A 13,296-nucleotide genomic window follows, 5' to 3' on the forward strand; every position below is an offset into this window, starting at 1 on the left:
GCCAGAGTCAAACTGGTGTCTTTGTACCCGGATTTAAGCAAATGACCGTTTGTTGTATATATGGAAGAGACTATACAGTAGTGTGACTATTGGCGATTATCCTAATACCCAAGGGGATTTATTCGTTTATGGGACCAGTAAATTCTATGGGACCGTTTTATTCAATGATGGAGAATTTGCTTACGACAGCCAGAAACACGGCTTTAGTTTCGGCAAGGCCCAATACAATAGCAAACTGTACAATTACTCTATTGCCATCGGAAATACAGGAGAAGGCAGTGACTACAGCATTATTTTTGGTAATGGCTCTTCCGGTAAAGGAACCTATGATGTAGTCATTGGCGATTTGGCGTCTGCAGAAAAGGCCAACGCTGTTGCTATCGGGAAAAGTGCATCTGCCCAAGGGACCTCTTCCATAGCCCTGGGTGAATCGGCTCACGCCACAGCAGATGATGGCATGGCCATCGGTCATTCTTCTGAATCCACACTGGCAGGAGCACTCGCTTTAGGGAAAGAAGCTAAAGCCCATGGGACGGATGCGGTAGCTATCGGGACCGGGGCTCAGGCGAACAATAATCCCTATGGGATTGCCATCGGGAAAAATGCCATCGTGAATAATCAGGGATCCATTGCCATCGGGCAGGACAGCTCTTCGGACCATCCCTACGGGATTGCCATCGGGGGCAATAACGTGGGAGAAAAGGGCGCCAACGCCAACGGAACGTATTCCATCGCTTTGGGGGCGGATTCTCTTGTCAACGGAGCGGAAGCTGGTGTGGCCATCGGTTATGGAGCGAAAGTGGACGGAGCCGATGCCAAAGATGGGGTAGCCCTGGGGGCTTATTCTGTTTCCAATTGGACGACCAAACCGGGTGTCCGGGGATATCTGCCCTGGGAAGGGTCCAATTCAGGGAATATCCAGAACAATACATTTCAGAGTGCCATTTCTACTCCGATTTGGAAATCTACTACAGCAGGAGTCTCTATCGGGGATACTACGAACGGAGATAAATCGAAATGGATTACCCGCCAATTGACCGGACTGGCTGCCGGGACCAATGATTATGATGCCGTCAACGTGGCCCAGCTGAAGGCTTCCATGACTACTCTTTCTTCGGCGGATGGCACGGTGAAAATCACCCCCAAATACAACGATGACGGTTCCCGGACCTTTGATCTGAGCGCCAGCGGCGGTTCTGGTTCTGGCAGCGGCGGCCATTTTGTCAGCGTCACGAAGAACAATGCCTCGGACAGCGATGACAGCCTGAAAAATGCCGGCAACTACAACAACAATGGCGCTACAGGCACCCAGTCTACAGCTGTAGGCGTCAATGCACAGGCTCAGACAAAGGGAACGGCCCTGGGCAATGGGGCCCAAGCCTCCAATACGGGAGCGACGGCCATCGGCACCGGTGCCGTGGCTCATGGCACCAGCAGTGTAGCCCTGGGCCAGGATGCCAGCGCCCAGAATGATAACGCCGTAGCTATCGGCCATGGTTCCGGGGCTTATGCCAATTCCGTATCCATCGGTGGCAACGCCAAATCCGCGGCGGAACGGTCCGTCCACATTGGTGCTATGAGCGATTCCAATACCACCACTGGCAGTGCTTCTGTGAGTATCGGGGCCGATGCCAAAGCCACAGCCAGCGGGGCTGCTTCTTTTGGCACCGGTGCGGTGGCCAGCGGCACGGATGCCTTGGCTCTGGGCCAGAACAGCAGCAGTACGGGCAGTGGCAGCGTGGCTATCGGTTATCAGACCAAAGTCACGAGCAATAAAGAACACGCTACTGCTGTAGGTACATCGGCCGAAGCCAATGCCACCGAAGGTACGGTTTTGGGGTACAGCGCAAAAGTCAATGGGGACAAAGGTGTGGCCCTGGGCAGCGGCGCTTTTGTGGATGCAGAAAACGGCAATAAGACCAGCGTTGCCTTAGGCGCCGGTTCTCAAGTGAATAATGGGAATACCGTAGGTACGTCTTCTCTGTCTATCAAGGATACCTATGGGGAAACGTCCAGCTCCACTACCTATAATTTTGCTGGTACGAATCCTACTGGGACCATCAGCGTAGGATCCGGTAGCGGGTCTTCGGAACAGACCCGGACCATCACCCACGTAGCAGCAGGCCGGGTGAATAATACTTCCACAGACGCTATCAATGGTAGCCAGCTCTACGGCGTGGCCCAGTCCATCGAAAAGGTGGAACAGAACGTAGCCAAGACGGCCACCCGCTATTACAGCGTCAAGGCGTCTGATACGGGAACTGGCAGCAATTACCTGAACGATGGGGCCCATGGGAACAATTCCCTAGCAGCGGGGAATAAGGCCCAGGCTTATGGTGTGGGCTCCCTGGCTATCGGCTTTTCTTCTTTAGCAGGAAGTGCATCGAATGATGATACGCTCTTTAGTTCAATGGCCATAGGTCCGTACGCGAAAGCTCAGGGGACGGGAGCTATTGCCTTTGGCAACAGTTCCAGTTCCTCCGGTTTCGGCGGTGTGGCTTTGGGCGGCGGTGCCAATGTCTCCAGCTATGGAGGCGTGGCCCTGGGCGGCACATCCAGAGCCACGGCTACCGGCGGCGTGGCCTTGGGCACGGGTTCCACGGCGAATACGGCTGCTGGTCTGGCAGGGTACCTCAGTGGCAGTAAAAAGGCGGATCAGGCTGATTCCGTATGGACTTCTACCATAGGAGCCGTCTCTGTAGGCGGAGATTTTAAAACGAGTACAGGAACTCTCCATTATACCCGTCAAATCACTAACCTGGCGGCCGGCACCAATGATACGGACGCTGTGAACGTGGCTCAGCTGAAAGCGGTGGAACAGGAAGGGCTTTCCCTGACGGGCAATGACAATCAGAAAGTCACCCAGTCATTGGGCGGTAATTTTAAACTCACCGGCGGCCTCACCGGGGATGCCCTGAAAGACGGGGCAGCCAGCACGGCCAACTTGGGTGTGCGGAAAAATGCCAAAGGAGACGGATTGGAAGTGGTCATGACCACCACGCCTACCTTTGATTCTGTGACGGCCAAAACCGGCATTACCGTAAAGAAGGCTTCCACGGCAGACGGGACTTCGGATATTTCCCTCAACGGCAATGGCCTTTTCATGGGCAGCAAGAAAATCACCGGTCTGGCTGATGGGACGACAAAAACGGATGCCGTGAATTTCGGCCAGTTGAGCGCCATTTCCCGCAATCTCTCCACCTTTGAAAATAAGGCCATCCAGGTAGGAGGCAATGGCGGCAGCACCATTGCCCGGAAACTGGGGGAAAATCCCATCCTGATCCAGGGAACCGGGAATAAAGGCAATGAAAATTACTCCGGCACCAATCTGAAAACCTATGTGGATGAAAACGGCGTGCTCCAGATTCTGTTGGATAAGGAACTGCTGGAAGACCGGATCGATGTGGGGTCGGCCCTGGCCAACCCGACGGACAGACGGGTGAATTATCCCGTGGTCCTGGGAACGGACAAAACCGATGCCACCATCGGCTATGTGGGCATCAACGGCCGAAATGGGACCTCGGCGGTTATCACGTCTTATGCCGGCTCCCCCATTCCGGGGAGTGATTTTAACTATCTCGACAGCGAAGGCAAGTCTCGGATGACCCGTCTGGAATATACGGATCAGGAGGGTCATGCTCACCATCTGGCTACTCTGACTGATGGTCTGACCTTTGGCGGGGACAATTCCCAAGTGCAGATTGACAGTGATTCGGGTACGGTTTCCGGGACCAATGTCATTTCCCGGAAACTCCGGTCTACAGAGTATGGGAAAAACAACACCACTACCAACTACCTCCAGATCAAAGGTGGGGCCGATGCCAATAAACTCAGCAATGGCAATATCGGCGTCCAGGCCAGCAGTGACGCCGGCTCTTTGACCATCAAGCTGAGCCAGGAACTGAAAGACCTGACCAGTGCCCAGTTCGGAACCACTACCATCAATGGCTCCGGCCTGACCTTGGGGAACACAGGGATTTCTCTCACCTCCAGTGGCTTGAATAATGGAGGACAGAAAATCACAAATGTAGCGGCTGGAACCATTTCCAGCACTTCTACCGATGCTATTATCGGCAGCCAGCTGACGAATATTTTGAACGCTGACGGTTCGGCCAAGGGAATTTCCTTCGGGGCTGAAAGTGCGGCGGGCTCCCATACGAACCCCACCAGTGTGGCCCTCGGCGGCACCGTGACCCTGAAAGGGGCCGGCGGTGACAGCAGTCACAAGAACCTGAGCACCCAGGTCACCGACAAGGGTGAACTGACTGTGACCATGGCTCCGGAAATCCAGGAAAACAAGATTTATGTGGGAAAACAAATTTCTAAGGAAGACAGTCCTACAGGAAAGGTGAATTATCCAGTCATCCTGGGTGAAAATACTGTGGGGACAGATACCTATGGCTATGTGGGCATCAAGGGGAAGAATAATTCCCAACTCTACCTGACGGCCGATCAGGATACCGGCGGCAATACCCGCTTGGACTATCTGGACGCCCAAAACAATGCCCATCTGGTGGCCCTGACCAGTGACGGATATACTTTTGCCGGAGATACAGGTACGGCCAATACCCTGGCCCTGAACAGTATCCTGAGCATCACTGGGGGTATTAAAGATACGGGAAAATTGACCACGAACAACATCGGCGTGGTCTCCAGTGGCAACGGCGGCCTGACGGTGGAACTGGCCAAGAGCCTGACGGGCCTGACCGATGCCACCTTCAACAGCGGAGCCGCCCAGACGAAGATCGATGCCAGCGGGGTGACGGCCCCAGCTTATAAAGTAGGGACGAAGACCTATATCGACAGCAATGGGCTCCATGCCAACGACCAGAAAGTAACGAATGTACTGGCCGGAAATCTCCGTGCAGGCAGCACCGATGCGGTGAACGGCAGCCAGCTCTTTGCCACCAACCAGAAGGTGACGAAGAATGCGGGTGACATTACGAAGCTGACTATCCGGCTGGATGGTGCCGGCATGACCTTTGCCGGGGACAGCGGTAGTACGACGGTGAACCTGAATGGAACTTTACCTGTGAAAGGCGCAGATAGCAACCTGAACGTTACGGGAGATACTGATGGATTGAAGGTAGGCCTCAGCAAAACACTGACTGGGCTTACAAGCGTAGAAGTCAGCGGATCTGATTTTAAAACCACCCTGACAGGAGACGGACTGAAGATAAATCCTGTTTCCGGAGATTCCCAGACATCTATCGTATTTACCGCCAGCGATGGCATTAATTTGGGGCAGCGTAAAATCAGTGGTCTTGCTGACGGCGCCATTGGGTCCGGTTCCACCGATGCGGTGAACGGCAGACAGCTCTATAAGGTCCAGGAAGCAGCCAGTCAGGCAAAAGCAGAAGCCAGCAAACACACTACAGTTAGTGTGGGAGACAACAACCTGGCGCTGACGACTACAGACGAAAGCAAGACTAAAGGGGCCGACTACGCACTGAAACTGAATAATAAGATTACCCTGGGTACCGGAGACAACCAGGTCGTCCTGGACGGCAGCAATACAGGGATTTCCTCTTTCGGGAATGCGATTTCCTTTAATGCCGGTACCGGGGCCATCATCGCCGGAGCTTTGACCACCAGTGGCCTGGTTACGGCCAACGGAGGGGTCACAGTCGAGGATATTTCCCTGAATCCCAAGACTAACACCATCACTGGACTGAACAATACCACCTTTGATCAGAACAATCTCCAGGCTAATCGGGCGGCTACAGAAGGCCAGTTGCAGAGTCTGGTGGATCAGATTAGTGCAGGGACCGTGACTGGCGGGACTACGGAACTGAGCGACGGTACCAATACCCATGTGGGTTCAAAGACGGCCCATAAAGTGACTACTTATACGGTTAATGTGGACGACGCCTTGACTCATATGACCAGTGCCACCTTCGAAAAGAAAGATAGCGATAGCAATGTGACAGCAACCAGCTATTTGGATGCAGACGGCTTGATTTTGGGGACAACGACGGATACGACGGCAGCACGCTTCACCCGCAGTGGCATCAGCGCCGGATCCCAGCGGATCAAGAATCTGGGCAGCGGCATCACCGGGACGGATGGAACGGTTTCCACCTATGATACCACGGTCACCGGCCAGGCAGATTACAACAACGCCGCCAGCATCGGGGACGTACAAAGCATACTCCATGATGCACAGGACGTATTTGCCGGCAATAACAGCTCGAAAGCTACTTTGACCCTGGGAAAAACGGCGTCCTTCCAGGGGGCGGATGTGGCCTTGACGGGCAGCCAGACTCTGGATGATGCTTTGGATGCTGACTATTCCAAAGCCAATCTGACAGCTCGGACCGTGGGGAACGACGACGGTTCCGTGACCACCAGCCTGTACATGAAGCAGGATATGGTGGGCCGTTCCCTGACTCTTGGTACCATCGGTTCTGATGGGAACGTGGCTGACAGTGACCGGATTGCTTCTTTGTATCAGACTCAGTCTAAGGCAGAAAACGATACGGCCATGACCGGGCATCTGTTCCTGTCGGGGGAAAAGCGGACTAAAGCTGCAGGAAATCCTAGTATTACTCATACTTCAGCCGATTTATTTGTAAAAGATGGGGCAGAAGGTGATAAAGGCTATCTGAAAGATCCGGATTTGCCCGTTACCCGGATTTATTATACCGATGAAGGCAATGACACCTATGCCCTGGCTACTATGAAGGATGGCCTTCATGTGGCTGGCGACAGCGGGATAACAAGCGATTTGTTCCTGAACCAGACGCTGAACCTGAAAGGAAATGGAACGGCTCAGACTGGCTATACCAGCGGTAATATTGGTATCTATTCCAATGGAAACGGGACGTTGGATATCCAGCTGGCGGATACCCTGATGGGGCTGAAGAATATCGGCTTCGCTGATTCCACCGTCAGTATCGGCCAGAACGGAATCAATGCTGGCGGTAATCAGATTACAAGTGTTGCCAGCGGACTGCCTTCTGGAACGGCTTTAAAGGATGCGGCAGGTGCTATACTGCAAAATGCAGCAAATATCGAAGATGTGAAGAATGCCGCAGCGGCCGCTTCTGCGGAAGTGAAAGCTGGAAAGAACGTGACTGTGACCAAAGACACCACCAGCGCCAAAGACGGCCATACCATCTATACGGTGGCAGCCGACTTCAACGGAGCTGATGTGAGCGGGTCCAATGCGGTGGCCTACGATGGGGCGGACAAGGATACCGTTACCCTCAAGGGAACCCAGGGAACCCGGCTGACCAATCTGGCGGACGGAATCATCAGTTCTACCTCTACGGATGCGGTCACGGGCAGACAGCTGAACGAAGTCATCACGACTCGGAATCAGCCCATCAATGTGGCCGGGGATACCGGTTCCGCCGTGAAGTTGAATCATGGCAATACACTGACTATCTCTGGGGACTCCAATATCAGCACCAGTTCTTCTGGCAGTGATACGGCCAGGGATGGTACACTGCAGGTTTCCCTGGCGGATAACGTATATCTGAAGGGCATCCACATCGGCAGCACCTATCCCAGCCGCGACAATACCAGTGTGGACAGCGTGGCCTTGACGGCAGATGCTGCCAACCAGACGGGAATCCTGACCCTGCGGGGTGATGCCACCCATGTCAGTGACACCTATCCCCGGGCGCAGGCGGATATTTCCGTCCTCAGCGCCGCTCCGGGGCAGACCTATATGGCTGCTCCTTTCCTGCAGGAAGTGTACCAGACCAACGGTTCCGGTACCACTACGATGAATCAGCCTGTGCGCCTTGCCTATCGGGATAACTACAATACGGCCCACCAGATTGCTACCCTGGACGACGGCTATATCTTCTCCGGCGACAATGGGGACAAGAACTTGACGGAAAAGTTGAACGGCACCGTAGCACTGCGTGGCATGGATAACGAACATGCGTCCCATGTCACGTCCGATACTGCCGACACGTATCTGACGAAAAATAACATCGGTGTAGTGACGAAACCTAAGATTCTGAACGAAGACGGCACTACCCAGGGCGGGGAAGTGGAAATCCGGCTGGCCAAGAACTTAACGGGTCTGACCAGTGCCACCTTTACCAATGACAACGGGGATACGGCGGTGATTGATGCCAAGAACCTGAAGCTGACGCTGAACGCCCAGGCCGAGGGCAAATCCCCTGTCAGCCTGACCAGCAACGGCTTGGACAATGGCAATAATAAAATCACCAATGTGCAAGCCGGGACTTCGGACCTGGATGCGGTGAACTACGGCCAGATCAAATCCATCATCAATGCCGATGATGGGAACATCAAAGGGCTGACTTTCGCAGCCGGTGACAACACGTCGGCTACGGTCCATCTGGGCGATACTCTGAAGATCGCCGGTGCGACGGACCCGGATAGGGCCCAGAATATCCATACCACGGTGAAGGATGGGACTATGACTCTCCAGCTGGACCGGAAAATCCAGGTGGATGAACTCCATGTTGGTCAGAAAGACAGCGATGCAGCTTCCCTGACTGCTGTCAAGCTGGATGGAGAGACCGGTTCCATTGGCCAGCTGTATCTGCGGGGGATGGGAAGTGCCCAGGCCAATGTCATGACCAAGATGGGGACCGCTTCCCTGGCCAGCACGGACGATACCACTACCCGTCTGACCTACAACAACGGCAATGTGGGCAATACCCACGAAATCGCCATTTTGGAAGACGGGCTGCGTTTCACCGGGGATAACTACGTGGCAGCTAGCGGGGATACTGCGGAACAGAACGTGGTGAAGACTCAGCTGAATCAGACCCTCTCCATCACCGGCGGCCAGACCGATACCCAGCAGCTCACTGCCCTGACAGACAAGAATATCGGGGTGGTGGCGGAAAACAACGGTCTCAGCGTCCGCTTGTCCAAAGTCCTAGATGGAATGACGGATATCTACATGGGTGATACCCGTGAAAATGCATCCCATCTGACCAAGAACGGGCTCTATCTGAGTCCCAAGAGCAGTACGGAGTATAAGGCAAAATTCACCGCCGATAATGGCATCTCTGCCGGCAGCCAGACCATCAATGATGTGGCCGATGGAGTGAAAGATAGCGATGCGGCGACTTACGGACAGCTGAAGAAAATCGAAGCCAAGGCCAGTGTGGCTACTAAATTGACAGTGAACCACAACCAGCCGGACGGTAACCTGACCCTGACGGATACCCCGGATGCGGACGGCATCCACCACTCTTATGATGTGGCGCTCAGCGATAAAATCATGCTGGGCAGCGGTGGTGCCGGCAATTCCATCACTCTGGACGGCAATGCTAATACCATCAACGGCGGCAGCTATGTGAAGTTTGGCGGCGATGCAGCCAGCAAGGCACAGCCTCTGACAATCGGCTGGCAGTCGGCAGCCCAGCAGGATGTGATTACGGAAGAAGCCAAAGGTTCTCAGACGGGGAACTTCATCAACGGTCTCAGCAATACTCGCTGGGATCCCCTGAATGTGGGCTACAGTCCCAACCGGGCGGCTACAGAAGGTCAGCTGCGGGATTTGGAAAAACGGGTTTGGGAAAACCCCATCACCTTCCTGGGAAACCATGATGCAGACAAGATGGCGGAAGAAAGCAAGGGCATTAACGCTGAATTGGGCTCCCAGGTGCGGATTATCGGCACCGGAACCGGTGAGGCTGGAGATTTCGATGCTTCGAACCTCAACGTCATTGCAGGCAAGACACCGGATGGGAAGAGCGATGCCCTGATCATCCAGATGAAAAAGGCTCCCAGCTTTACTACGGTCCATGCCGGGACTCCCGATGCACAGGGCGTCTATCCTGTAAGCGTAGGCCAGGTAACGGTTACCCGGGATGGCAAGACGCAGACCGTAGATGGCGTGGTCATCACCGATGGTCCTATGATTACCAAAGATGGCATCAACAACTACGGCAAACAGATCACCCATATGAAGAGCGGCGGTATCTACAATGAGGAAGATAAGAAATATCATTACGAAAGTGATGAAGTAGGTACTAACGCCGCTACCATTCAGGACGTCAAGAATATTGCCAATGCAGCAGCCCAGTCCGAAGCGGAAGCCAAACGGGTGACCGTCAGCGGTGTCAATGACAACATCACCGTGACAACGGCAGCTGACAATCCCAACCACTATCAGGTCAAACTCGGCGATACGCTGAAATTGGGCCAGGATTCTAAGGACAATGCCAATATCATCATCGATGGCCAGAAGGGAAAAGTGACGATAGGCAGCGGTTCCACCGGCAATAATTCCGTCATCATTGATGGAAATGGCGGGACCGTGACTATTGGTAACGGCACCAGCGGCCATCAGAAGGTGACTGTCGATGGCAACCATGGTACCATCACGGGCCTCACGAATAAAGATTGGGATGGTCAAAATATCGTCTCTGGCCAGGCTGCTACGGAAGACCAGTTGAAAAAGGTAGCTGATTCTGTCAGCAATCTGGATAAGGCGGCCTCCAAGACCGACTTCCAGCTGGTAGGCGAAAAGGACAAGGAAGGCAACTACACCGGGAACTATCAGGTTTCCAAGGACAATCAGGTGAAACTCCATGTCCAGGACAAGATGCATCCGAATCAGGGAAAAGACATCACCATCGACAATGTGGCCCAAGCTTCGGATCTGGGAGATGTTTCCCGGATTAGCGAAGACATCCAGAACAAGGGGAACAATAATGTGGTGGATGCCTTGAACAACCTGAACCAGAAGGTGAAGGATGCGGCCAACGGCAGCTGGGAAAGCCAAATCGACGGCAAGGCTGTGAAGAAGGTCAAGGCGGGCGACGTCCAGAACTTTACCAGCGGTGATAACATCGAACTGTCCAACGACAACGGGGCCATCAAGATTTCCACTAAGAAAGATGTGTCCTTTGACAAGGTGACTATCGGCAGCAGCGATAGCCCGATGACGTTGGACAAAGATGGGCTCCAGACCGGCAAGGTCAAAGTATCCCATAGTGAAATCAATGCCGGCGGCAACCAAATTCATGGCGTGGCTGACGGCACGGAAAAGGACGATGCAGCGACCGTTGGCCAGGTAGATACTAAAGTAGATAAAGTGGATGCTAAGGTAGAAAAAGTAGCCGATGCTGCCGGGACGGCTATCAATACTTTGGGGAATCACATCAACCGTCTCGACCGGCGCATCAATAAGGTCGGTGCCGGTGCGGCTGCCCTGGCAGCACTCCATCCGGATCCCAATTCTGATGATGATTTGAGCTTTGCTGCCGGCATTGGGAACTACCGCGGTTCGACAGCCGCTGCCCTTGGGGCCTTCTATCGGCCTAGCGACAACGTTACGGTCAGCATGGGGGCGACGATTGGCAATGGCGAGAATATGGTCAATGCCGGCGTCACGATCGGCGTCGGGGAAGGCGTGGGCCGCAATCCGTCGACGCGCAAGGCCATGGTCAAAGAAATTTCCCAGTTGAAAGAGGCCAATGCCGCGAAAGATGCGGAAGTCCGCGATTTGAAGAAACAAGTCCAAACGTTGCAGAAACAGAATGAAGATACGCAGGAAAAATTGAAGCGTATTATGGAAAAACTGGGAATATAAAGTATAATAGACATGTTTGATGTTTGATGTTTGATGTTTGATGTTTGATGTTTGATGTTTGAATCTGGAAAGGTGGTCTTATGGAAGATAAATTGGTCATTATCCGCGGGGCTGGGGACCTGGCGACGGGCGTGGCCCAGTCTTTGTATGAGGCTGGGTTCCGCCTGCTGTTATTGGAGGTGGAGAAGCCATCGGCTATCCGGCGTCAGGTGGCACTTTGTGAAGCCGTTTACGATGGAACGGCTGTTGTCGAGAACCTGACTTGCTGCCGCTGTCAGTCTTTGTCCGAGGTACGGCAGGCTTGGGACAGTGATGAAATCCCGCTGCTTGTCGACCCGGAAGGGGCGTCGATTGCGGTGCTGAAGCCCTGGGCCGTCGTCGACGCTATCCTGGCCAAAAAAAATCTGGGGACCAATCGCAACATGGCCGGTCATACGGTGGCTTTGGGGCCGGGATTTACGGCCGGTGTCGACGTCGATGCCGTCATTGAAACCAAGCGGGGCCATCAGCTGGGGCGTATCATCTGGCAGGGTACGGCCATTGCCAATACGGGGATTCCCGGCCTGATTGCCGGCTATGGCAGGGAGCGCGTCATCCACAGCCAGCAGGCCGGATTCGTATACGGCTTGGTCCACATTGGCGATAAAGTAAAAAAAGGACAGCCCATGGCTGTCCTGACAGAAGAGCCCATCCCTTCTGGTATGGCTGTGACGGAACGTATGGGGACGCCGGTTCTGGCGTCGCTGACGGGGTTCGTCCGGGGGCTGATCCGCAATGGTTATCGCGTGCCGCAGGGCTTCAAGATTGCCGATATCGACCCGCGGGACGATGAACGGGAGAATTGCTTTACGATTTCCGACAAAGCCCGCAGCCTCGGCGGTGCCGTCCTGACGGCCCTGCTTTGGATGGGGAAGGGGGAATTTTCGTGAAGATGAATCAAGATGACTTACATTTTTCGTCGTGTCGTGAATTGCCCTATATCGATTATTATCAAGGCGCAGCAGATAAGAATCAGTCCATTGCCATCGAAGTGATGACGCCGCTCTACCTTGACGGGCAGCGCATCAGTACGCTCATTTCTTCGCCGGAAGATATCGATGTCCTGGCCGCTGGTTACTGCCTGGCCGAAGGGAAAATATCGGCTGGCCGCAAGCTGGCTGGTGTCTGCCTGCACGATGGAGCGGCCTGGGTCACGACGGAAACCGGTACGGCACGGGTTGCAGAAAAGCCTCCTTTTGTGCCGATTACGGCAAAGCAGCTCTGCTCTTATGGCGGCCTCTTGGACAGCTTGTCGACGGCCCATCACGCATCGCACGGCGTCCACGAAGGGGCCTTGGTCCAGGGGGATGAAGTCCTCGTCTATACGGAAGATATCGGCCGTCACAATGTCCTCGACCGCCTGCGGGGTTTCGTAGAGTTACAGCACATCGACGTCGGTCAGGCCGTCCTGGTCTTCAGCGGCCGCGTGCCCCAATCGGTCATCGAAAAGGTCCATGGCCTAGGCGTGCGCTTCCTGGCATCGCGGGCCTTGCCGACGAGCCTGGGCGTGTCCCTGGCGGAGCAGTACCAAATTACCCTGGCCTGCGGCTTGCGGCCGGACTCTTTCAAAATATTTGCTCATCCAGAACGGGTTTTATCCCAGTTTCGCCAGAAGACTCCTTCCTCTTAGGTCGGGGATGAATGGCGATGGATTTCGCAGGTTCGATGCCTGCGAAATCCACCCTATGTCTTTTCTGTCTTAGCCTTTTCACCTCGGCTAG

Annotated in this window: 3 protein-coding genes; all 3 read left to right on the top strand. The window is 54.3% G+C overall.

The features are described from left to right. Window positions 1-82 precede the first annotated feature (82 nt). Window positions 83-11,536, top strand: coding sequence for a YadA-like family protein (locus ACE418_RS12945; RefSeq protein WP_416450995.1), 11,454 nt, complete (start codon window positions 83-85; stop codon window positions 11,534-11,536). An 80-nt stretch (window positions 11,537-11,616) separates the two neighbouring features. Continuing rightward, window positions 11,617-12,465 (top strand): selenium-dependent molybdenum cofactor biosynthesis protein YqeB, encoded by an 849-nt coding sequence (gene yqeB, locus ACE418_RS12950; RefSeq protein WP_416450996.1) that lies wholly within the window; start codon window positions 11,617-11,619, stop codon window positions 12,463-12,465. 2 nt (window positions 12,466-12,467) lie between these two features. Further along, window positions 12,468-13,205 carry a formate dehydrogenase accessory sulfurtransferase FdhD gene (locus ACE418_RS12955; RefSeq protein ID WP_416450997.1) on the top strand — a complete coding sequence of 246 codons (738 nt, stop codon included), beginning with the start codon at window positions 12,468-12,470 and terminating at the stop codon, window positions 13,203-13,205. Window positions 13,206-13,296 lie beyond the last annotated feature (91 nt).

The organism is Megasphaera jansseni, from assembly GCF_047974155.1.
GTDB lineage: Bacteria > Bacillota > Negativicutes > Veillonellales > Megasphaeraceae > Megasphaera.

Coding starts and splice junctions, on each gene's coding strand:
- yqeB (WP_416450996.1), top strand. CDS start 11,617: ATGGAAGATAAATTGGTCATTATCCGCGGGGCTGGGGACCTGGCGACG.
- ACE418_RS12955 (WP_416450997.1), top strand. CDS start 12,468: ATGAATCAAGATGACTTACATTTTTCGTCGTGTCGTGAATTGCCCTAT.